The organism is Gemmatimonadaceae bacterium (assembly GCA_037721215.1).
Classification (GTDB): Bacteria; Gemmatimonadota; Gemmatimonadetes; order Gemmatimonadales; family Gemmatimonadaceae; genus UBA4720.
Window position 1 is genome coordinate 1 of sequence record JBBJNV010000019.1, and the last position, 23443, is coordinate 23443.

Below are 23443 nucleotides of genomic sequence, written 5' to 3' on the forward strand. Positions count from 1 at the left end.
TGAGTCCCAGGTCTAGTTGAAATTCAGGTGGTGCCGCGGTACTAGAGTGTGAATCTCTGACCGGATCTCCACTCGTTCCCGAGGACACCACCTTCGTCTCACGTGTAACTTTACTCAATGATTCGCTAATGGCTGGGACCCAAGAAAGGCAGATGCCGATCTTCGGAAGCACGGCGTTAGCTTTGAAGAAGCGGCCACCGCCTTTGGCGATCCGCTATCGCTCACGACGACGGATCCAGACCATTAGTTAATCGAGCACTGAGAGGAGTGATAAAGTCGAGGTCCAAGCGACGCACCGCATAACACATGTGAGTTCCGGGGTTCGCCTTGAACGAATGAAGGTGTGGCTTGGGCACTCCGATATCATCCAAACAGAAGTGTACGCCCGATTCGCCCCTGACGACGATTTCGATGCCCCGTTGGTACGCAGCGGCGGCACAACTATCAGGCTCGGTGGCGCCATCTGTTGCCGCATAGAAAAAAACACCCTGACCGGGTGCCTGTTTGACGGCTTGCGACGCATTTATCCCGCAGTCTTTGACGTGAAATAAGCTGGAAGAATTCCCAAACCGCTAACATCTTCTCAAATAACAACTTACCAGAGGCGCCGGTCGGAATCGAACCGACGAATAGCAGATTTGCAGTCTGCCGCCTTACCACTTGGCCACGGCGCCGTGAATCGCAACTTACCCTTCCCCAATACCCCGTTCAAGCGCAAGTCTTGCGTCCCCCATCACCCGTGCCGACACGTCTGTCAGGACCCGAGCGCTGCCGCCGCAAATTTCTCCGCTTCTTTCCCGGCGGGTTTGCAGACGAGACCTACATCGACTGGGAACGCAGCTACAAGCAGAAAGCGCACGAAAGATGGGCTCAGGAGCTTGACCGGGAGGAATTCAGCTCGCTCCTCAGTAACAAGGAATTTTCGGAGATAGCGAAACGCGCGGTCGCAATCGAGTCCCGGACAAACCTGCTCTTCTCATTCGAAAAAATTGCGCTGCGGGACGCTGTCAAATCACCCGATGGCGCCAGGGCGTTCGCCCAGGGCCTGTACACTTTCCTTCACGCCACTGGCGATCCGCAATTGAGATTTGAGCAATGGGTCGCGGCCGTCGCCGATCTGCCGCGCGTCCAGACGCGGGTTCTGACTTGGCCGGTGACCACTGTTTTCGGGTTCATCGCTCAACCGGAAGCCCACATCTTTCTCAAGCCGATGGTAACCAAAGCCGCAGCCGCAGCCTACGGCTTTGATTTCAGTTATCGCTCGAGACCCAACTGGGAGACCTATAGCAGCCTCCTCGATTTCGCGGCTACAGTAGGCAGGGACATGCGCGACCTGCATCCAAAGGACATGATTGACACTCAGGGGTTCATCTGGGTACAGGGCTCCGACGAATACGACTGACTCGATGACAGACAAAATTGATATCGTGATGGCGACGGAAGACGATCTCCCGCTGATCCTCAACTTCATTCGGAACCTTGCTGAGTACGAGCGAATGCGCGACATGTGTGTCGCTTCGATTCAAACGCTTCGTGCAACGCTGTTCACCTCGCCACCGGCCGCCGAGGTGATCATCGCCAGCCTGCATGGCAAGCCTGTTGGCTTCGCGCTCTTTTTTCACAACTACTCGACGTTCCTCGCGCAGCGCGGAATTTTTCTTGAAGACCTTTACGTGAATCCCGAAGGCCGCGGGAAAGGGGTGGGCCGTGCCCTGCTGGCGAAACTCGCGGAACTGGCGATCGAGCGCGATTGCGGCCGCCTCGAGTGGGTCGTGTTGAACTGGAACGACCTCGCAATCGGATTCTACAAGAGCATCGGCGCCGAACAGATGAGCGAATGGTCGACTTACCGCATTACCGGCGATTCGCTTACCGAACTCGCGTCCGGCGCCCGCTAGTCACGCGGTAAACCAGCGGTCCAAGCGCGGCCGCTCCCAGCGCTCCAGCGATTGCCGGCGCCCCATACTCACCGTCTGTCAGCTCTATACCCGTCACCAGCAGCAGCACCATTACCGGAAGCGATGCCAGGACGATGACTCCACCGGTGCCGAGCGGAATGCGGAACGCCCCGCGCAACCTGGGCTCCTTCGTTCGCAGTGCTATCAGTGCCCCGAACTCCAGAAACAACGCCATCGAATACAGCAGCACATCGGCCACCACCAGGTGCGCAAACGAGAGGAGCGCAAAAGCCGAATAGCAGACAGCTGAAACCAGAATCGCGTTGCGCGGAGTACCCCGCGAATCGGAATGCGAGAGCATCGCGGGCAGCATTCCGTCACGCGCCATCGCGAATGGAATTCGTGAGTATGCGAGCAGCAGCGCGTTGAAGAGCGACATCGCGCTCAACATCCCGGCGATCGCGAGACAGATCGCAAGCGGTTCGCCGAACACGCCCGCCGACATCCGCGCAATGTCGGGCCACCCGCCTTCGCGCCACTGGGTCCAGTCGCTCGCCCCGAGGGCTGCGGTAAGCGGAACAAGGTAGGCGAGCATAACCAGTGGCAGGGTAATCGCGAGAGCTTTTGGATAGCTGCGCGACGCATCCTTCACCTCACCCTGCAGCGTGGATGCGTTATCCCACCCGATGTAATTCCACAAGGCGATCGACAATCCGACGCCTATCCCGCCAAGTCCGCCGACGCCCGCACTGCTGAACGGCTCCCACGGAACGTGAGTCATTCGTGGAACCGCGGCGATCGCCAGCGCGAGAAAAGTGAGCAGTACGAACAAGCCGGTCACTACCGACACCGAACCGACTTTCCCCGCACCACGTAGATTGATCGCGGTCGCCGTCCAGATCACTGCCAGCGATATGACCCACTGAACCGTTGCGTCGATGCCGGGAACAAGGAAGGCGAGATACTGATTGAACAGCACCGGATAGATCGCCATATCCACCAGTGAATACATCCAGGTCCACCACCCATTCTGAAACGCCCAGAAGGGCCCGAATGCACGATACACCCATCTGTAGTAACCACCCTCCTCCGGAAGCATGCTCGCAAGCTCTCCGACGATCAGCGTCTCGGGCAGCGACCACAGCAGCGGAATGAGAATGAGAATCAGCAGCCCGAGCCCGGGTCCGGCACTGACGATCAGCGATTCGGTGGTGAACGCACCGCCCGATACGTTGAAAAACATCACGAATACCAGTGTCAATGTCGTCAGCGACCGGCGCAGCGGAATCGTCATATGCGGTCGGAAGGTATGAACCGGGCTCTTCCCTGCAACCATGTCACGCATGCCCTTGAATCCTGAGTCCCGCAAATGGCATCCTGCCCAGCTGAGAATGCGGTGGGATCCGCTCTTTCAGCTTCTTCGCCGCACGGTGGTCCGCGCCGGAAGCACCATCGGTGGGCTCGGTGTGTTTCTGGTGGCGGGTATCATCATTGCCGCGATTGGGACGATACTCTTCGGCAAACTCGCTCAGACCGTCATGGAGGGGAGCACTCAGGCCTTCGACGAGGCATTACTCCGGTGGCTGGGTCGCCAGCACACGCCACTGATGGACTCCCTGATGCTCGAGGTCACGGCACTCGGCACAGGCATAGTGGTGATGACGATTGTCGGCATTGCCGCGCTCTTTCTCTCTCTCACCCGTCACAGGTATTCGGCGCTGCTTCTACTGGTGGCGACCGCCGGGGGACTTTTCCTGAATACCGCGCTGAAGTTTTTCTTCGAACGGCCGAGGCCGCAGGTCTTCGAGTGGGGCACGCACGCGGCAACCTCATCTTTCCCCTCGGGCCACGCGATGAGTGCAGCAATCGTCTACAGCACTGTCGCGTATCTTGCCGCGCGCCTGCACAAACGAGTCTGGGCACGCTGGATCACGTTGATGATCGCCGCAGTCATCATCATTCTCATCTGTGCCAGCCGGATGTACCTCGGAGTGCATTATCCGTCGGACGTGCTGGCCGGAGCAACGATCGGACTGGCGTGGGCGGGATTCTGCATGGCGACGCTCGAGGCGATTCAGCGGTATTCACAGCGGGGTGCTCCCGAGATCCAGGCGGATGAGCAACCAGCACCCGAGCCTGGCGCACTAACCGAAAAGGCGTAGGAACCTCAGCCCAGCCGTCTTAGCCGGAATGCAAGGCCGTTCCACATCATGAATGGTCGTTCGCCCCCGCATATGACGCTGAAACCATTTTCCGAAGCAAGACGGTTCACATCAGACCTGTCGGCGTCATCGAGCCCGCGATACGAAAAGTTGAGGATGACGAAGTCGCCCCCGGGTTTCACGACTCGTGCAACTTCGGCGAAATGATCTGAAACGAGCGTCATCCCGGACTGATAGAGATAGGGAAAGGTGTCCACCGCAATTGCCGCATCGAACTTCGCGTTGTCATAAGGACCGAGATTCCGGCCATCGCCCTTTATCAGCCGCACATTCGAAAACGGCAGGCACCGTCGTTCCGCCGCCCCGATCATCTGCGCAGACACGTCGATACCGTAAACCTCGCGGACGCGCGGCGCCAGGGCGACTGCGAGGCGCCCGATTCCACACCCTATGTCGAGAATCACCCGGTCTGCCGCAATCACGCCCGCACTCTCGAGATACGACGTGATTTCCTGCGTTGCGCGCTCGAGCAGCTCGGGACTGCCGAGCGAATAGAGCGCAACACTGGCTTCTTCCGATTGCTGAACGGACCAGTCGAACAACCTTTCACAGAACGCAATTCCATCGTCGACAGAACGCGCTGGCGAAGGCGAGTCCATGTTGGATCGCAGCATTTCCACGATCCTGTCGCAACCTGATGCATTGTCGACAACGAGTTGCGTCAACTCATCCACTCTGTCCCGCAGAAGGCTGTCATTTGAACGTGAAAGATTCGCGGCACGAGCAGTAATGTTGTCGATTGCCGACTGCACGGCAGCCGCGTCTTCGGTTTCGATCAGCATTTGCATCACCGCTACCGCCGGTGACAATTCGCCTCCGAGGCAGCGCTCGAGAATCTCACGCATCGCCGGAGCTTCGATGCCACTTACGAGCCTCTTTACTGCTTCTGCCTCGACGCCGGCCCGCGCGGTCAGCCCAGCCAACCCAGCTCTCTCAGGCAGGCATAATCGTGATTCATCAGTCGCATGCCGATATCGTTCCGGTAGCGTGCATTCGGAACGACGACCTTATCAACGCGTCCATATGCCTGCGTTCTCGCATCTTCGACGGAGGCGCCGGTGCCGGTCACGACCATGATGTAGCCGACCATCCCGGCCGCGACCAGCTGGCCGTTGCTCATCGTCACTTCTCCGTAATGAACGGCATCGAGCTCCGCCGTGGCCAGCGGCTCACGGAAGCATATCGGCGTTCCCTTGCCCAGTTCAGCGTAGCCGTCGGAATATGGAAACGGCGGAACCGTGATGACCACGCCGACTGAATAGCCATCGGACGTTCTGATCTCAAGGGAGTCGCGCGCTACCAGAGAAGAATGTATGGTGTCCCATGTATCGTGGTGCAACGCATCGAGAATCGGAAATCCCGGGTATCCGAATCTGCAAGTGAACTCCAGCGGCCAGATGCCGTCGGCGTTTATAATAGTGTTCAGATTGATATAGCCGCAGTACCCGGACTCCCTCAGCGGTCGCGCCATTCTCGCCAGGCTGGCATCGAAAATTCGCTCTCCCCCGCGATATGTCACGACCGTTCCCATCTCGCCGGTCAATTCGCCGATATCGCCCGGAAAAAAACGCTTGTGTTCCCAGTCGAGATTGGGCGGCGACAGGAACTCCTCGCCATTGAAAAACGCTCCGACTCCCACTTCCACACCTGAAACGTGGTCCATCAGCACGAAATTCGGCGCCTCGTCGGGGGTCCAGTTATTCCGCGACGCCGTCAGCAGGGCCACCATATCGGTTCCATCATCGGTCTGGCCGACATAGGCCCGGGTTGATGCCCAACTCGATCCGTTGAGCTTGAATACATAGCGCCCGGGATTGCACCTCGTGAACGTGATTCCGTCATCGAAGCTCTCGAACGTTCGGCTGATCGCGGTCTGAAGGCCTGCACCTCTGAGCATCGACTGGCCATATTCGCGATCGGTCTCGAGCCGGTCGCCGAGTTCGCTGCCTCCGACGACGTTGTATCCCTCCCGGCGTAAACCGTCCTGGATTGCGCCGGATGATGCGGTCTCGAAAAGAATGATGCCGTCCGGACCAGCCGCCCTGATCCATCCCAGCTCGTTTTGCCAGTCAGCGGTGAATTCCAGCATTCCCTGCATGACATCCTGCGAGTTGACATCGGAGGCGTGTACCCTGACATCGTGACCGCCGGCCTGAAGACGCAGGTACATGTCACCCAGGTCGACCGTCTCGCCGACCCCCAGGAATCTCACCGGGAGGCTGTCGCCATGGACTCAATTGGACCATGCAGAAAAGCACGCAACCTCAGCTCGTCCCATCTGTCGAGGAGCGACGTGCGGATGGCAAACGGCGCCGAGGGTTTGACCAGCGCCGCAATGCCAGTGCGCGCGAACCGGGAGCACAGCGCCTCTACCGCCGCTGCTGCCGATCCGCCAGCATCTTCATTCGTCTTCTCGAGCGAGAATTCACCCGCCATCAGCAGGTAAACAAACCGCGCAGCACCATCCGGCGCGGCCACTGAAATAGTGTCATGATGATCGTTCAGATAGGCGGTCTGAAGCGTACGCAGATACCCGTGCACCGATCCGGAGTATTCACCATCCGCTATCGCCACGACAAACAGAGAATTCAACCTGTAACCGCAGCGCGCAGCTTCAGCGACGATCCGGGCCGGGTCCGAAAGGCTGCACCACGACAGCGCGAGTGCCCGCGGTTTCACACGGCGCACAATCCGCAGCGCACAAAGCAGGTGCGCGGTCCCGTCAGCTCCCGATCCAGCTTCCATTGCCAGCCGCTCCCCGGGAGGCTCCGGAATGTACGGCGGATTGCATACAATGAGATGCGGCCGGTCTGCAAGCAGCATCTCCGTCGTGCTGGTCGACCACAGGTCTGCACACTTGAAACGCGCCCGGTCGGAGAGCCCCAGGAACGATGCATTTTCAGTTGCGGTCGTCGCCGCCCCGGCGTCGATGTCCAATCCGAGCAATGCGCTGTTGCGCTCGACCCTGAGAAGGTGCAGCCCCACCAGTCCGCTGCCGGACGTAAGCTCGGCTATCCTCGTTCGCTCGGTGCCATTCCGTGAGGCTGGGCCACGCGACCTTGCGTGGGATAGGGCAGCCTCGGATGCACACTGGCACAGCAGCGTATCCTCAGGAGAGAAGAACGACGTGAACCGGAATGGAGGCCGGAATGCGCGCAGTCGGCCGGCTTCCGCAATCAGGGACGGAAGTTCACGGGACGGCGGAACGGGCCTGCCAAATCGATACGGCACGAGGGATCGTTTTCAGATAAAGAGGAGGCGCATGTCTTGCAAAGCTTCCGAGTGGATGTCGTCAAATGCAAACGGCGCACCGCTCCCAGGCGGACCGTCTTATTCTCCGGGTTAAACTCAATGCTGAAGTCGATTGAACTGCCCACGGTTCCGCTTCTCCTGCAGCCGGCAACCCCGGCCTCGGATTCAGCGGAAACTTTTGCGCAACGTTTGCAGGGCCTGCTCGGGGATCCCGATCTCGACGCACTGCTGGGCTTGAACCCGGGCCTCGAAGATGAGCTGGTTCTTACCGCCCGGCGGCTGGCTGCACTCGCGTATCCCGCCACGCAATCCACACGCCGCCATACCGATTCGTGGATCGATCATGGCGCTCGCGCCAGTCTGCACAGATCACTTCTGGTTCTCTATCAACAGCATATGCGTTTACCCGGTGATTCCGGTCTCGAAAACCAGTTTCATCCGTTGCCCTGCCGCTTGATCAGGGAGCTCGAGCAGCCATGGGAGCGCGACATGCTGCGGCGGGCGAATGCATCGCACAATCTTTCCGCCGATGCGTTGCCCTTGGAGCCGGGAGCATTTGCTGCGTGGTATCGTGCAGCGGCGTTCAGTCATCCACTGTACGAACACGACCTCTACGGCTTCGTCGCCAGCGATGCAACGCGCGCTCAGCTCAAGTGGTTCTTTGAAATGGAATGCGCCGGTGAAGCAGCGTTCGACGATCTGGTCGCGCTTGCACAGGTTGGAACCCGTGGCGAAATCAAAATGGAGATGGCCACGAATTACTGGGACGAGATGGGCAAGGGTCGCAGTCACGCTGTACACACCCACCTCTTCCATACTCTGATCGAGGGCCTGGACCTCATCCCGCCAGACGCGATGCAGCTCCCTTGGCAGGTGTTGTCGGGTGTGAACGTGATGCTCTGGAGCTGCATATCCCGCCGCAATGCCTTCCGCGCTCAGGGCACCCTCGGTGCAGTCGAGTTACTGGCACCGCAGCGCTGCACGCGTCTTGTGCATGGCGCAATCCGCCTGGGAATGAAAAAGAAAACGATGATTTACTATGGCGCTCACGCGATCATCGACATCGGCCATGCTGAAGGATGGCTCGCCCATGTGATCGAGCCGCAGGTTCGCGAGCACCCGGCAGCGCGGGTTGGTATAGCGGAGGGGTTGATTCTGCGAGCGGATACGAGCCTCGACTACTTCGATTATTGCCTGGCGCGCGCCAGAGCAATTGCGGCCTGAGCCGAATTACTGCTGAAGAAAAAAATTACGGGGTAGCGGCACCCACGATCACCATCGCCCCTGTAGGAGCAGGTACACCCCCGGCCGGCTCGTCGGTAATAGCGACCGCGCGCAGCGCGTTACGATCGAGCGCGTATTTGGCACGCAGAACAGTCCGTCCCCGAGCATCAGGTTCGAAGGTGCCCGCAGAAATCTTTGCGCTGTCGGTGACGAGCCATACCTGGTACGTGCGGCCGGGCTTCAGAGACGGAAGACCGGATGCTATCATCGTCCAATCGTCCGACGCGCGGTTCCAGAACATCTGCGCCTGCGGCTGCCGGGCTGATTCGCTGGCCAGCGAAACAACCTTCACGTCCGAGCCGGTCATCGCCGCCACCAGCGCATTCGACTCGGCCAGCGATGCCGCAAGGCTGTCCGCGCGCGTGGCATCGCCGCCGCGGGCCGCGAGCTGATCGCGCATCGCATTGCGATCAGCGGTCACCCGGAACAATTGCGCGCTTGCCGCCGCCAGCAGCAGTGTTGCGGCAATCGCGAGCCAGTTCGTGCGGGATGCCGGACCCCGCTCGTTACCGGGTTGCCGGATCGGCCGCACAGGTTGCTGCATGCGGGCTTCCGGCGCAGCTGCTTGCGACGACGTCGGCGATACCCTGTGACCCTGACCCGCCAGACTCGCGACTCCGTGTAAAAGATCGGGCTTGCGGCCCGATGCGGCCCGTGCTTTTCGCTCACTTCCGGCGCGCACGATGAGACGGGAACGAACCCCTGCACTCCGGCCGGGACTCATTTCACTATGAGGCACCAGCTGCCCGAGCAGCGCCATGGTCGCTTCCATCGAAGCCAGCTCGGGCCCGCATTCCGGGCACACCGACGCATGCGCGCGAACGGCATCGGCGATCTCGACTTGTCCAGCATCGAGCGCGACGGCGGCCAGCTCGGAGTACGCCTCCTCGTGGCTGAGTTCTGTCACTCCGTTCTCCCGCGGTGCATTGATAGCGGCTCCCTGAGCTTCTGCATTCCAAGACGCATTCGCGTTTTTACCGTTCCCAGCGGCTGGCCAGTGACGTCGGCAATCTCCGTCTGACTCAAACCGTTGAAGTATCCCAGCTCCAGCACCTCGCGCTGCTCGACGGGCAATTCCCGTAAAGCCGCTGCGACGTGTACGCGGAGCTCCGACCCCTCCGCATGCTGTGATGGGTCCTGCCCGGGCGACGCCATGTCCGCAAGAATGCGGTCGCGCCCGATCGGATCTTCCCTTTGTCTGCGCTTCGCTCGAATCCGGTCGAGCGCCTTTCGGCGACCAATGGTCAGAAGCCAGGTAGAAACCGCGCCCTTCGAAGGCTCGTAGGAAGAAGCCTTTCGCCAGGCCTGCCAGAAGGTCTCCTCCACTACATCCTCCGCCTCATCGGAATCATTCAACAGATGCACGACGAGCGAGTAGAGCGAACGCGACCAACGGTCGTAAAGCGCACCGAGAGCAGTTTCATCCGAATCGCACATGCGTCTGATCAGCGCCACATCATCGGCGTTTGATCTCATCTCACGTGGATACGACAGTTCGGGCTCTGGCGGATTCATTGAGCTCGAATCTACCATGCGGCGAATTGCGACGCCAAACGCCTGCCCCCGTAAATGTCGCTCCTGAAAATCGATTGCCTTTCGCGCAAATCGGTGCGCCATCCACCAAACGAGGGGAATGGCGCACCCGCCATTCGCGGTCGTCGATCAATACTTGGCGAGGTAATTATCAAGCTCCCACTGCGATACCTGCGTGATGTATTCCTCCCACTCCATTCTCTTGGCGGCGAGGAAGTTGCTCGTGATGTGCTCGCCTAAAGCTCCCTTTATCACGCTGTTTTTTTCCAGCTCGTTGCACGCTTCCTCGAGATTGTGCGGAAGGTCATCGATCTTCAACCGGCGTTTCTCGCGGTGCGACATTTCCCAGATGTTCGTGTTGACGGGCTCCCGCGCATCGGCTTTCGTTTCGACGCCATCCAGGCCCGCTGCGAGTTGAACCGCAAGTGCGAGGTACGGGTTTGCCGCTGGATCGGGAATGCGCAGCTCGACACGGGTGCCCAGCCCCCGTCGGTCGGGAATGCGGATCATCGGAGTACGATTGCGCATCGACCACGCGACATTCACCGGTGCTTCGTACCCGGGCACGAGCCGCTTATAGGAGTTCACAAGTGGGTTGGTGATTGCGCAAAACCCACGGGCGTGCTGCAGGAGGCCGCCGATGTAATTGAGCGCGGTCGCCGAAAGTTCCCACTGAGCGTCCTTGTCCCAGAACGCGTTGGTTTTTCCCTTGAAAAGCGACTGGTGAGTGTGCATGCCGCTTCCATTCTGACCGAAAATCGGCTTCGGCATGAACGACGCTGCCAGTCCGAACTGCTGTGCAACATGACGCACTATGAATCTGAACGTCGCAATGTTGTCGGCCGTCTTCAGCGCATCCGCGTAACGAAAGTCGATCTCGTGCTGCCCATGCGCCACCTCGTGATGCGCCGCTTCGACCTCGAACCCCATCTGCTCGAGCACGTCGACGATCGCCCTGCGCGCGTCTTCGCCGAGGTCGACTGGCGCCAGGTCGAAGTACGCACCAACATCGTGCGTAGTCGTGGTTGCCTCGCCGTCGGGGCCTTTCTTGAACATGAAGAACTCCGCCTCCATGCCCGCATTCATCGTCGAGAATCCCATATCACGCGCACGGTCGAGCTGGCGCCGAAGAACCCGCCGGGGATCGCCGGCAAATGGCTCACCGTCGGGGGTGTTGATGTCGCATATCAGGCGGGCCACACGGTTTTCCGGGTCCCCCCAGGGAAACACCTGGAACGTGCTCATGTCCGGAGCCAGGAGCATGTCCGACTCCTCGATGCGCACGAATCCTTCGATAGAGGAGCCATCGAACATCATGTCGCCATCCAGTGCCTTTCCAAACTGCGACCGCGGTATTTCCACATTCTTGTTGACGCCAAGAATGTCGGTAAACTGCAATCGCAGGAATCGGACGTTGCACTTTGCAGCCAGATCGAGAATCTCCTTCTTGCTGGCACCAGTGGTATCCGGCGGCATCCTACGGGGTTTTGTCGGCACGGCTGTCTCGGGTTGAGGAAACGCGGCAATTCAGGCACAGTCAAACTACCGACCAGACACGCACAACGTCAAGGAAAATGTACCGTTTATGCATGATACGACGCCTTTTAGCCACTTGCTGCTCCGCTAGTTCGATGGTTTGACAATAATTTTGTGCTATATCTGCAATCTTTCTGCACCTATGGCTCTCTGGCCTCGTCCACTGGATTCAGTCTGCATTCATCTGATGCGAGACGTGGCAAACCGCGCGCGACGTGCCTTGGGTAGGTTGTAGCGCATGACGACCCCGACAACTCCTGAAGCCGTCTGCCCAGCATGTTCAGCGCCGGGCGCGGGACGCTTCTGCGCCAACTGCGGATCACTGCGTGAAGGAGCAACCTGCGCCGGTTGTGAGACGCCCCTCACTCCCGGGTCAAAATTCTGTCACCGCTGTGGCCGCGCCGCCGGTACGGCCCCCCCTGTAGCTGCGACTCCTGCTCGCCCGGGTGCTGCAACGAGTGGCGGGATCAGCACGTCGCTACCGTGGATCGTCGCCGCCATCGCCCTCGTGGTGTTGCTCGCTTTCCTTGGTGGAAACAGGTTCAATGCAGCGAGGGGCAGCAGTCTCGATGCGCCAGTAAACGCACTGCCTCAGGCAGGACTCGATGACCGCGGCGCTGCCACGCCAGGCGCACCAGGCGAAGCGGCGATTCGCGGACCCGACATCTCCAGTCTGTCTCCGCAGGAACGCGCCGACCGGCTCTTCAACCGCGTAATGACCCTCAATAGTCAGGGCAAGACCGATAGCGTACAGTTTTTTGCTCCCATGGCAATCGAAGCCTATCGGCTGCTGTCGCCACTGGATGCCGATCAGCGATATGATATGGGGCAGATCGCCGAAGTAGCAGGAGCGTTGCCGCTCGCAAGCGCCCAGGCGGATACCATCCTCCAGAAAAACCCAACGCACCTCCTCGGCCTCATCCTCAGTGCGCGCCTGGCGGCATTGAAAAACGATACCGCCGCACGAAGGTCGTACGAAGCGCGGCTTCTTGCTGCCTTCACCTCCGAGTCCGCGAAGCGGTTGCCGGAGTATCTGCGACATGACAACGATATTACCAGCGCCATGGCCATCGCTCGTCGCACCGCCGGCGCACGGAATGACTGAGCCATACGCAGGAACGACCATTCATCTTGCCCATAGTCCCGATTCTGACGATGCGTTCATGTTCTATGCGCTAGCCGCTGGAAAAATCGATACCGGCGGCATCGAGTACGTCCATGAGCTCCAGGACATCGAGACGTTGAACCAGCGTGCACTACGGGCTGAGCTCGAGGTGACCGCGGTATCCATTCACGCATATGCGTATCTATCCGACGCGTACGCATTGTTGCCGCATGGTGCATCGATGGGCGATCGCTATGGCCCCCGCCTGGTCAGCAGGTCGCCCATGACGAAGGTTCAGATCAGGGGAACCCGGATTGCTGTCCCCGGGCCGCTCACGAGCGCGTATCTCGCGCTCCGGCTCTACGAGCCTGAATTCGATGCGGTGTTCATGGCGTTCGACGCCATCGACGATGCCGTCCTGCGCGGCGATGTCGATGCGGGTCTGCTCATCCACGAAGGTCAGTTGACGTATGCCGCACAAGGTCTTCACCTCGTTGCCGATATGGGCGAGTGGTGGTACGCCGAGACCGGGTTACCTCTCCCACTTGGGGGCAATGTCATCCGCAAGGATCTGAGCGGTGATCTCAAGCGTGCTGTTTCCGGCCACCTGCGTGACAGCATCGCGTATGGCCTTGACCATCGAGCAAGTGCGCTCGATCATGCGATGCAATATGCGCGCGGCCTCGACCGGTCTGATGCAGATACTTTCGTCGGCATGTATGTGAATGACTGGACACTCGATTACGGCGACCGCGGGCGTGAGGCCGTCAGATTGCTTCTGGAGCGCGGGGTGGCGGCAGGTATCATCACGCGGCCGGTGAGTGTCGAATTCGTGGAAGATGGCTCATGGGCTTGACGTGGTTGCCCTGTTGACGTATTCGGTGTGAATGATGGAGTTACAAGGAGTTTGGCACGTCACAAGGCACGCGTCGTGCAGCGTGCGCGGCCAAACACGAACATCCAGGCGAATCAGACAGAAAATGAAACAGTTAACGGGAGACCGGTATGCCGAGCGGTGACGACATGATACGGCCGTACAGAATGGCCGACGATGATGAATCAGACGATCTCGGCGGTGGCGGAGGCGGTGGTGGATTTGGGCGCCGGAAACGGTCGTACGATGACGAGGAAGACGAAGAGAACGGTGGCTGGGCCATCAATGAGGATCACAGCGATCGTCTATGGGACAGCGCGGAAGAGGTCGACGAAGATGACGACGAAGAGACGACGACCACTGAGGGTGAGGACGCTGAGGAAGAAGAGGAAGAGGAAGATGTTTTCGGGGGCGGGGCTCCGCGCGGCCGCAGAGGCCGTCCAAAAGGGTCTACCGCCGCGAATCGGGAGAAGCAGCTGATGGCTACTACACGAACGCCGCGTGACGCCGCGAATGATGCCGCCGCTGGTGAGACTTCTCTTTTCGACGATGATGTCGCAGGAGGGGATGCCGAGGCTGGTGCGGCGCTTGCGGAATCCAGCGCGGACTCGGATGGCGATGAGGATGATCTTGATTCGGAGGAAGCGTCCGATGCGCCTGCAGCGCGTGATGCCGCTTCCGCAAACGGCGGTGCAAAGTCCAGAGGACGAAAATCGTCGTCGGCGGCTGGAAAGTCAGGCGGACAGTCGACAGGTAAGTCGGCTGCAGGTAAGTCGGCTGCAGGTAAGTCGGCTGCAGGCAAGTCGGCATCCGGCAAACCGGCATCCGGCAAACCGGCATCCGGCAAACTAGCATCCGGCAAGTCGGCAACCGGCAAGTCGGCAACCGGCAAGTCGGCAACCGGTAAGTCGGCAACCGGCAAATCTGCCGGGAGTTCAGCAGGCAAGTCTGCGACAAAAGGAAGCTCTGCCAGTAAATCGAAGTCTGCACCGTCAAGACCAACTGGCAAAAAAACAGCTACAAAGCAGGGCACACCCAGGAAACTCGGCGCAAAGAAATCCGGCGCGACGAAATCCACGGCACGAAAAGGCGCCACTGAATCGAGAAGCGGAACCGCGAAAAAAACCTCCGCAGCGCGGGGCGGGAGCCAGGTTTCCGCGCGAAAGACCCAGTCCGTGGCATCCGCTCGCAAAAACACTGGCAGCAGGAAAACCGGCAGTGCCGGAAAGACCGGACGCAGTGGCTCCCGGAGCGGCCGGAGGTAATCCCTTGCATTCCCTGCGGTATCTCGCAGCCCGGGCGTGTCATTCACACGACCGGGCCGCGACTCCACTGAGGCCAGATGGACAACAGCGATAGTCGGTGGCGAAAGGTACTCATGTCAGGGGGTGCGCTTCTGGGCGCGGCCGCCGCATACAACGCGTTTGCCCGGAAGGACATCGACAAGCTCACCAACCTCATCGGTGGTGAAGAAGGCGGATTCGAATGGCGCGGCCGGCGCATCGCCTTCACCAGGAGAGGCGAAGGACCTCCCCTTCTTCTGCTGCATGGCATCAATGCGACAGCGTGGTCGTACGAATGGATCGACAACGTCGACCACCTGGCGCGGGGTAACACGGTCTATACGATCGACCTGCTTGGCTTCGGGCGCTCCGACCGCCCTGCGATCCGCTATTCGGCGCGTCTCTACATATCGCTCATCTCCGACTTTGTGCACCAGGTGATAGGCGAACCGTGCATTCTCGTCGCGTCCTCCATTTCCGGTGCGTATGCAATCGTGCTCGCCGCACGCGATCCACAGCGGTTTCCGGCGCTCGCGCTGATCGCGCCGACCGGTCTCGTACGGCTCAATAAAGTGTCGGGGGTTGGGGGCGAAGCGGGACGCCTCGCCGTCGACGCACCAATCGTCGGCACAGCGATGTTCAATGCGCTTGTGTCCCGCCGCAACATTACCGCATATCTCGAGAAGACCTACGCAGACGACACTATCGTCACCAAAGAGCTGGTCGACATCCATTACTGGGCCTCACATCAGCGGGGCGCGCGGCACGCGCCGGCGGCGTTTTTCACCGGGCAACTCAACATCGACGTTCACAATGCACTCCGACGCCTCAGCCAGCCCGCACTGCTGATATGGGGCCAGGAAGGATCAGCCGCGCCGTTGGAGGAGTTTCGCGGCTTCCGCTCGCTCAAGCCCGATTTCCAGATGTCGGTTCTCTCGCCCGCTGGCGACCTGCCACACGATGAGCGACCCGATGACTTTAACGTTATCCTATCCACATGGCTGAATCGCCTGTCACTCTCCTCCGCGCTCACTCCCGTCACGCTCCCTGGAACGCCCGAGGCCTTGCCGCACACGTAACCGCTTTGGTTGACGCGGCCGGCATGCGGCCCACCAACGCATCCGCACGCGCTGCACCGAGCGCGCGCTCGGTGAGGTTCTACGTCGCCAACGGATTGCTCGACCGGCCCGAAGGCACCGGAACGGCGGCAACGTACAACTACCGCCACCTGCTTCAACTCCTGTCGATCAAGATCCGGCAACGCGAAGGCCAGAGTCTGGAAAAGATCAAGGGAGAGATGAAAGACCTCACCGGCGACGTTCTCGAACGCCGCATTGCGACATCTCTCGCACCCGCCCTCAACTCGGGCGCCGACAACACTGTCATGAATGAGGACAGCCAGACGCACACCTGGCGCAGAGCTCCGGTCGCGGATGGAATCGAGCTTCACATCCGGGACGACGTGCCAGCCGCGCGCGAGGAAGCGGTCATCGCAATGCGAGAAGCAGTGCGCGCCGCGCTAGGTCGGTCTGATATCCGGTAACATCAGATAGCGCGCGCCCCGCTCGCCCTTCAGGTGGTCGGCGAGTACCGCCTTGGCGCTATCAACGTCTTCCTTTCGCATCCATTCAGCTATCACCACCCGCCGGCCACGCCCTTCGACCGATAACGCCACGCGGCCCCCTCGAGTTACGAGCAAGGCACCCGAACCGCGCGGCCTGGACAGTGGATCCCGATCGACAATATCCACCGGAAAGTTGTACACGTTCGCGGGATCGCTCACAGCAATCACCACAAAGGGTTTTTCATCCGCATCTTCACCAGCAATTGCCCGCAATAGTTCTATGGCCTGTGGCGTCGCAAACTGTGCCCCGCTGAGCCCCCGCACGAAGTAACCGCGTCTGGCTTCACCCCTGAATTCAAGTCGTTTGAGCTCCTGGTAAACCGCCCTCCACGAGACCGGCGGCCGCTCTCGACGCCAACACTCACGCGATACTATCGCGTATCTGTCGAGCCACTGTCGCGCAATCCGTGTCGCTTTCGCCCCTTCGTTTAACTGAGCGCCCAGGTTACCGCCCCTCCGCACAAGTGACCATCTTCCCGCCCAGCCCCTTCCCGCAGCACCCGCAGCACCCGGAGCGCCCGGAGCGCCCGGCCGATCGGGGCGCGACCATTTTGGAAGACGGCGCACATTGGGCCGGCGCTGAGTGATCGGTCTGTTGGCCGACGGAGTGAATTCCGGCGGCAGCCAGCTGGTGGCATCGCGTGTGTCGACTGGCTTGACTGGCCGCCATCTGATGATCTCCCTGAGCGCATCGATGGTGTCGTTGGTAATATCGCCGGCCGCCGCAAGCTCACGCAGGCTCTCCTTCACACTCAGGTTCGTCAAACCTGTTGCAAGCTCCAACTCCGAAGTAAACGAGGCCCCATCACGTTCGATGACAGCCCGTACCGATCGAGCGTTTTCGCTTAAACGCACGTCCGTTTCATCCTCGTCATCGGACGGAAGCCATAATGCACCTGTCCCTCTTTCGAAGAACCGCAAGCGGGACAATGCGAGAACTCCGGTCTCCGATTTGGAACTGACCTCCGCAACCCATACAGCTTCACCCCCCGCAGCAAACTGCGTGAGCCATTGCGGCTGATATCCCGACACCCGCGCTCTCAGGTAATCGCGCTCCCAGTTCAGCGCCGGACGGGAAAATCCATAAAGCTGCCGCATCACCGTCGCGACGCCCTCCACTCCGCTGAGGCGCTCGCCGGGCTCAACGTGCTGCCAGCGCTGCATCAGCTCGACGAAGACCGGCAGGTCGACGGCCTCGATCTCCCTCCGCAACGCTGCGAGTGCCCGGCGCCGCGCAACCTCCGCAACCCGCCTGCTGCACCACTCGGGATTCGGAAAATCCCGCCGAAACTTCCCCCGTACCAGTTTCCCTGATCGCTGCCATTCCGTGAGACGCGCTTCGATCCACGCATGTTCCCAACCGTACCTTCCGGCAATCTCCTCCACCGACACCGGCCCGCTCAAAGCAAGATATCTCGCGAGAATTTCCCGTCGCGCCGCCGCCGTCGTCATCGCTCCGGTCAGCAGGACGGCCGGCACGAGGTCGCCTGCGTCCACTTCCTCAACGGCAGCCCCGGGGCTCATGCCTCCAGAATCGCCGGCGCCTTGCCCAGCACCAGAACGAACCCGGGCCATCGCCTCAGACCCGAATGCCGACACGTATCGCGGATATGCTTCCACGAGGATCGACCTCCACCGGGCTCCCTCGGAGGTCGAAAAGGGAATAGCCATAACCCGTCCCTGGCTCATCAGTTCGCCGAAAGGATCTCCTCGCACTCCCTCATCCGGCATGGCTACACGGGCGCGTAGCTCGTCTGCCGTGAGATCGCCCGCCCTGTCGAGCAGATGAGCAAGATCGTCGACACTTCGCGCCCGCCGTCCCTTAGCATAGCCTCCGCGTTCCGCGACGATCTGAATGATGGTGTCGAGCGTAATGTCGTCCCCGGCCTCCTCTCCCATTACTTCATCGAGAAGAGACCGGTCGAGTGAGAGCAACGCTGCTCTCTGTTCCGCGCGCGGAGTATCGTCTCCGTACATCCAGTCCATTACGAAACCAAACTGCAGGCTGGCCGCGAATGGAGATGGAACCAGGGTCTCGACGATGTGCACTTGTATCGTTCCTCCCTCGATGCCATTCAGTACACTGAAAAGACCATCCATATCGAAGGCGTCCTGCAGTACGTCCCGATACGTTTCCACGAGAATCGGGAAGCTCGGGAACTGACTCACAGTCTGGAGAAGATCGAGCGCCTTCAATCTCTGAAGCCAGAGTGGCATGCGCCGGCGCGGATTTCCCCGGGGTAACAGCAGCGCACGCGCCGCGTTCATTCTGAAGCGCGCTCCGAAGAGAGATGTCGCGCCAATCTCCTCCATCACCAGAAGTTGCGCTTCCTTCGACGACAGTCCCATCAGCGATGCTACCGGAACAGGCCTGCCGAGACTGGGCAGCCGCAGCATTATGCCATCATCCGTCGTTTGTACCTGCACGTCGCTTCCACCCAGCGTCTCCCTGACGCGCTGCGTCAGAGCCATGGCCCAGGGCGCATTCACCCGGCCACCGAACGCCGCGTGAATTACCACGCGAACCGCGCCGGTCTCATCACGAAATTGTTCGACCACGATGTTGCGATCGTCGGGAACTATTCCTGTTGCAGCGCGCTGCGCACCGACGTAATGCAGAAGCGAGGTGGATGTCGCGGCGTCGCATCCATAATTCTTTTCGAGCATTGGCAGGTCCGCTCCAGCCGCTATCTCCCGTCTCAATGCACCCACACGGTGACTCAGTTCGAGCGATCGAGTGCCGTATTCGCCGTGCCAGAAAGGCATCCGCGCCGCCATTCCCGGCGCTGGATGAACGATTACGCGATCGTGCTCGATGGCCGCAATTCGCCACGTCGTCGACCCGAGTTGAAACACGTCGCCCACCCGCGATTCGTGCACGAATTCCTCGTCGAGCTCGCCCAGCCGCGTGCGGTCCGGCAGATTCACCGTGTACAGGCCGCGATCGGGGATTGTGCCACCGGAAATCACGGCCGTCATCCGCGCAGATCGGCCCGCGCTGACCCGCCCCGTCACCCGATCCCAGGTGACTCGTGCCTCCAGCTCGCTGGCGATATCCGCCGGATACTTCCCCGACAACATCGACAATACCTCGTCGAACGCAGCCTGTGTGAGGCGATGATACGGATAGGCACGTCGCACCAGCACATAAAGTTCCGACGCAATCCAGTCGTCGACCGACGCAGCCGCTACGATGACCTGAGCGAGCACATCCAGAGCGTTCTGCACTACTCGCGTTGGCTCAACCTCGCCGGCTCGCATTGCCGCAACAATCGCGGCAATCTCCATCGCATCATCCCGGAATGTTGGAACGAATATCCCACGGCTTGCAGCCCCGAGAGTGTGCCCCGAGCGTCCTATTCGCTGCAACCCGGCCGCGACTCGTTTCGGTGACTGAAGCTGAATTACCAGATCGACAGAACCGATGTCGATGCCGAGCTCGAGAGAGCTTGTCGTAATAAGCGCTTTCAGCAATCCGGCCTTGAGCTTCTCTTCGAGATCCTGACGCCGCTCTCTTGCAATCGATCCATGATACGGCTGTGCGATCTCATATTCCGCCAGCGCATTAACACGTGCCGCGATACGCTCTGCCTGCGCCCGGTTGTTCACGAAAACAAGTGTCGTTCGCGATTCGCGAATATGGCCAAGCACCAGCGACGAAACCGCGGGCCAGACACTCCCTCCAACACTGGCGAGGTCCGCCACCGGAGACTCGACGGAGATGTCCATTGTCTTGACCAACCCGCAATCCACCACCGTGACGGGTCGAAATTTCGTCTCACCGCTGGTTTCAGCTTCGCATCCTCCAAGGAACCGCGCCACTTCCTCGAGCGGCCGCTGGGTTGCGGATAATCCAATTCGCTGCGGTGCGCGCAGCGTAAGCTTCTCGAGCCGCTCGAGGGTAAGCGAGAGATGAGCACCGCGTTTGCTTCCCGCGATTGCATGGATCTCGTCGATGATCACAACTCGTGTGAGGCCGAACATTCCCCTGCCCCTGATACTCGTGAGCAGAATGTTCAGCGATTCCGGGGTCGTAATGAGAATATGGGGCGACTCCCGAAGCATTTTTGCGCGGGCCGAGGCGCTGGTGTCGCCCGTGCGCACACCAATCCGGATTTCCGGGAAAGCGTGACCCGCAGTTTCAAATCTTTGTCGCAGGTTCGCGAGCGGTGTCTCGAGGTTTCGCTGAATGTCGTTATTCAGCGCCTTGAGAGGCGAGACGTAGAGAAGGTGAACGCCGTTCGCGAGCGGCTCCTTCATTCCCTCGATGATCAGCGCATTCAACTCCCACAGGAATGCGGCCAGCGTCTTGCCCGTTCCGGTTGGAGCAAGTATGAGCGCGTGCTCCCCGCCCGCGATGGCCGGCCACCCCAGACGCTGCGGCTCGCTCGGCGCGCCGAGAGTTTCAGAGAACCACTTTCGAACAATCGGATGAAAGCGGCGCATCATTGATCCCGCGATGCCGTTACCGGCGCGAATTCACCCGGTCCCGCCTGCAAGGTCGCCGCCGCCCCGGGCCCGATTTTTACAGAACTCGTCTCAGTTTTTGCGCGCCCCATTCGTAAATCTTTCCTTTTAACGGCCGATTGCGGAATGTCTCGAGATTTATTTCTTCGGCATAGTTGAGATCTTCAAGAAAAATTTCCTGCATCCGCTGACCGACGTTGTCGTCAAGGGCGATAATCTGTGATTCGTTGTTGAACGCGATCGATCGATTGTCGAAGTTCATCGACCCGACACACGCCCAGACGCTGTCGACCACGATCGTCTTGGCATGCATCATCGCTGGCAAATACTCGTAGATCCTGACGCCTCCCTCCAGCAGCCCTTCGTACGATGCCCGCCCTGCGTACCACGTAGTCTTCACGTCCGTTTCTGCGCTCACGGTGAGAACTCGAACATCGACGCCCTTTTTTGCCGCTTTCACCAGCGAGGTGCAAAAATCGACGTTAGGGACGAAATACGCATTTGCGATGTAGAGCGTCTTTTCTGCGGCGGCGATTGTCAGAGCTATTAAATGTTCGCCCGGCGTACTTCCTATGGTGGGCATGCTGTGCATGAGGCCAGCGTTGACGTTTCCTCCCCCCTCGATCTCTATCGGAGGGAAGAACATTTCTCCAGTGAGCAGCTCGCCTTCGGTCGTCTCCACCCAGCCCGCTGCGAACGCCGCCTGTAGCGCTGCTACCGCCGGCCCCTCGAAACGAACGTTGGTTTCACGCCACTGGTCCGCATGACGCCCATCGCCAAGCCAGTAGTCGGCCAGCCCGAAGCCCCCGGTGTATCCCACCCGACCGTCGATCACTATCGCCCTCACGTGCGACCGCTGCGCGGTCTTGTGCAACGTGTACCATTTGATGGGCCGCAGCCAGTTCACTCTGACGCCAGACGCCCGGAGTCCTTCGATCCACTCGTCCGGGAGCGGCTCCGAGCCGAAAGCATCGAGCAGAAGCAGAACGCGTACCCCCGCTTTTGCACGCTCTGAGAGATGTTTCGCCATCGTGTCTGCCACTGCACCAGGCTGGGAATAGTAGAGCTGCACCGTCAGCGTCTGCTTTGCCGATTCGAGGTCCTTCCACAGACGAGGGTATGTGCCTTCCCCGTTCAAAAGGAGATCCACTTTGTTCCCCGCTTCGATATGCGTTTCTGTGAATAGCTCGATCAGACGAAGGAAGTGAGGATTCCTTACATCACAGGGTGCTTGGTCATCTCCCTCCGCCACAACGATCTTGACCGTGCCCCCACGCGTCACCGAGAGAATCCCGATCAGCATGAACGCCAGCACCATTACAACGAGCAACAGCAATCCGCCGTATTTCAGGAATTCCATTGATCCGGTGACCTTGAGAATGTCTGAGTGATTGGCCTGGGACTTGGATACGCTGTTCGCTCCTTGCCGCATCTCCAGCCTTGCAACAGCTTTTCCTGACATGCCCTTCGCAGCCCGCAGACGTTCTGCGAACCGAGCCATCATGCTCGATCGTTCGCTCGAAGCACTGCCGATATTCCGGCTGAGCGATTCCGCCGATGAATCGACCATAACTTACTCACCACCGTCAGGTGGGCGCTGGCGGGTTTTGCCAAGCCCGGGTGACCGCCTGCCGGGGACGTTCGATCAGGATGTCTATGTGGAAATCCTGCATCGATACGGAGAGTCAGGCTTCCCCGCTGACGGCACGGTGAGTTTTACGCTGCACGCTTTTCTCCGGTCCATCGGCCGGAGAGTCGACGGCAGAACTTACGAACAGCTGCGTTCTGCCCTTAACCGACTCGAAAAAACCACCCTCGAATCGAGTGGTGTCTACGTTGCGGCCCGCAGCGCTACACCCTTGGACGATCGATTCACGATTCTGACATCGATTGCGATCGATCGAAGACGCCTGGCCGATCGCGAGCAGTTCACTCTGTTTCCAGTACTCAGTGCGGCCGAGCCGGGCGACGCCCGCGTGACTATTTCTCCCCTCATCCGTGAGAACATCGCTATCGGGTGCACCGCTACCATCCTGTCATCACAGTACCAGTCGCTGAACAGTCCTGTCGCACGCCGTTTGTACAGGCTGCTCGAGGTAGCGCGCGAAGCAGGCACTGTTGCCTGGCGTGTCGCACTCGACGAGCTCGCCAGTCAGCTTCCACTCTCACAACGATATCCGTCCCATCTTCAGCGGGTGCTCCAGCCCGCGCACGAAATGCTCGTCGGCGCCGGTCTCGTACGCAGCGCCGCGTTTCGTCAGGTCGCACGCGACTGGTTCGTCGATTACGTGCTTGCCGGCCGCAACGGATAGAGGAACCCCGGTGTCCCATCGACGCTCGCATGCGAGTTGCAATCCGGAACTAT

The 23443-nt window shown here is 60.0% G+C and carries 19 protein-coding genes and 1 tRNA gene; 10 read left to right on the forward strand and 10 right to left on the reverse strand.

The features are described from left to right. Positions 1 to 602: 602 nt before the first annotated feature. A tRNA-Cys gene (locus tag WKF55_11150) sits at positions 603 to 674 on the reverse strand. A gap of 65 nt (positions 675 to 739) precedes the next feature. On the opposite strand from WKF55_11150, the gene WKF55_11155 reads away from it, so the two are divergent. Together WKF55_11155 and WKF55_11160 are read left to right on the forward strand one after the other, a co-directional pair. After that, positions 740 to 1402 (forward strand): hypothetical protein, encoded by a 663-nt coding sequence (locus tag WKF55_11155; protein MEJ7760130.1) that lies wholly within the window; start codon positions 740 to 742, stop codon positions 1400 to 1402. Between the two features lie 4 nt (positions 1403 to 1406). Next, entirely contained in the window at positions 1407 to 1898 is a 492-nt protein-coding gene (locus tag WKF55_11160; GenBank protein MEJ7760131.1) for a GNAT family N-acetyltransferase, read from the forward strand. Here the strand turns inward: WKF55_11160 and WKF55_11165 are convergent. Next, positions 1870 to 3243, reverse strand: a complete 1374-nt coding sequence (locus WKF55_11165) for an APC family permease (GenBank protein MEJ7760132.1) — start codon at positions 3241 to 3243, stop codon at positions 1870 to 1872. The genes WKF55_11160 and WKF55_11165 overlap by 29 nt on opposite strands. Positions 3244 to 3289: 46 nt before the next feature. On the opposite strand from WKF55_11165, the gene WKF55_11170 reads away from it, so the two are divergent. Next, positions 3290 to 4060 (forward strand): phosphatase PAP2 family protein, encoded by a 771-nt coding sequence (locus WKF55_11170; GenBank protein ID MEJ7760133.1) that lies wholly within the window; start codon positions 3290 to 3292, stop codon positions 4058 to 4060. Between the two features lie 5 nt (positions 4061 to 4065). Here WKF55_11170 and WKF55_11175 read toward each other — a convergent pair whose 3' ends face one another. From WKF55_11175 to WKF55_11185, 3 genes are read right to left on the reverse strand one after another with little or no spacing between them, the layout of a single operon-like run. Next, a complete protein-coding gene (locus WKF55_11175; protein ID MEJ7760134.1) occupies positions 4066 to 5043 on the reverse strand; it encodes a methyltransferase domain-containing protein in 978 nt (325 codons plus the stop codon). Next, positions 5031 to 6332 carry a phosphoribosylglycinamide synthetase C domain-containing protein gene (locus WKF55_11180; GenBank protein MEJ7760135.1) on the reverse strand — a complete coding sequence of 434 codons (1302 nt, stop codon included), beginning with the start codon at positions 6330 to 6332 and terminating at the stop codon, positions 5031 to 5033. The genes WKF55_11175 and WKF55_11180 overlap by 13 nt, the downstream gene beginning before the upstream one ends. Beyond that, entirely contained in the window at positions 6329 to 7351 is a 1023-nt protein-coding gene (locus WKF55_11185; GenBank protein MEJ7760136.1) for a methyltransferase, read from the reverse strand. Before WKF55_11185 ends, WKF55_11180 begins: the two co-directional genes overlap by 4 nt. Positions 7352 to 7471: 120 nt before the next feature. Here WKF55_11185 and WKF55_11190 point away from each other — a divergent pair, with 120 nt between their 5' ends. After that, a complete protein-coding gene (locus WKF55_11190; GenBank protein MEJ7760137.1) occupies positions 7472 to 8596 on the forward strand; it encodes an iron-containing redox enzyme family protein in 1125 nt (374 codons plus the stop codon). Positions 8597 to 8621: 25 nt separating this feature from the next. Here the strand turns inward: WKF55_11190 and WKF55_11195 are convergent, their stop codons facing one another. The 3 genes from WKF55_11195 to glnA are packed head-to-tail and all read right to left on the reverse strand — an operon-like array spanning position 8622 to position 11665. Then, on the reverse strand, positions 8622 to 9563 hold the full coding sequence (locus WKF55_11195; GenBank protein MEJ7760138.1) for an anti-sigma factor: 942 nt from the start codon (positions 9561 to 9563) through the stop codon (positions 8622 to 8624). Next, the gene (locus tag WKF55_11200; protein MEJ7760139.1) at positions 9560 to 10273 is read right to left on the reverse strand and encodes a sigma-70 family RNA polymerase sigma factor; all 714 of its coding nucleotides are present in this window, start codon (positions 10271 to 10273) and stop codon (positions 9560 to 9562) included. The genes WKF55_11195 and WKF55_11200 overlap by 4 nt, the downstream gene beginning before the upstream one ends. Positions 10274 to 10318: 45 nt before the next feature. Next, entirely contained in the window at positions 10319 to 11665 is a 1347-nt protein-coding gene (gene glnA, locus WKF55_11205) for a type I glutamate--ammonia ligase (protein MEJ7760140.1), read from the reverse strand. A gap of 298 nt (positions 11666 to 11963) precedes the next feature. Here glnA and WKF55_11210 point away from each other — a divergent pair, with 298 nt between their 5' ends. The 5 genes from WKF55_11210 (at position 11964) to WKF55_11230 (ending at position 16530) form a co-directional block, all read left to right on the forward strand. Beyond that, entirely contained in the window at positions 11964 to 12830 is an 867-nt protein-coding gene (locus WKF55_11210) for a hypothetical protein (GenBank protein ID MEJ7760141.1), read from the forward strand. Beyond that, positions 12823 to 13686: an MqnA/MqnD/SBP family protein gene (locus WKF55_11215; protein MEJ7760142.1), complete on the forward strand. Its 864-nt coding sequence runs from the start codon at positions 12823 to 12825 to the stop codon at positions 13684 to 13686. Before WKF55_11210 ends, WKF55_11215 begins: the two co-directional genes overlap by 8 nt. Positions 13687 to 13853: 167 nt before the next feature. Further along, positions 13854 to 14969 carry a hypothetical protein gene (locus WKF55_11220; GenBank protein ID MEJ7760143.1) on the forward strand — a complete coding sequence of 372 codons (1116 nt, stop codon included), beginning with the start codon at positions 13854 to 13856 and terminating at the stop codon, positions 14967 to 14969. 77 nt (positions 14970 to 15046) lie between these two features. Further along, positions 15047 to 16066: an alpha/beta fold hydrolase gene (locus WKF55_11225; GenBank protein MEJ7760144.1), complete on the forward strand. Its 1020-nt coding sequence runs from the start codon at positions 15047 to 15049 to the stop codon at positions 16064 to 16066. Between the two features lie 23 nt (positions 16067 to 16089). Next, positions 16090 to 16530, forward strand: coding sequence for a MerR family transcriptional regulator (locus WKF55_11230; GenBank protein MEJ7760145.1), 441 nt, complete (start codon positions 16090 to 16092; stop codon positions 16528 to 16530). On the opposite strand, the gene WKF55_11235 is transcribed toward WKF55_11230, so the two are convergent. Further along, on the reverse strand, positions 16507 to 21060 hold the full coding sequence (locus WKF55_11235) for a DEAD/DEAH box helicase (protein ID MEJ7760146.1): 4554 nt from the start codon (positions 21058 to 21060) through the stop codon (positions 16507 to 16509). The two genes, WKF55_11230 and WKF55_11235, sit on opposite strands and share 24 nt — an antisense overlap. Before the next feature lie 76 nt (positions 21061 to 21136). Beyond that, a complete protein-coding gene (locus WKF55_11240; GenBank protein MEJ7760147.1) occupies positions 21137 to 22438 on the reverse strand; it encodes a phospholipase D-like domain-containing protein in 1302 nt (433 codons plus the stop codon). A gap of 142 nt (positions 22439 to 22580) precedes the next feature. Between WKF55_11240 and WKF55_11245 the strand changes: the two genes are divergently transcribed. Continuing rightward, positions 22581 to 23390, forward strand: coding sequence for a replication initiator protein A (locus WKF55_11245; GenBank protein ID MEJ7760148.1), 810 nt, complete (start codon positions 22581 to 22583; stop codon positions 23388 to 23390). Positions 23391 to 23443: the final 53 nt, after the last annotated feature.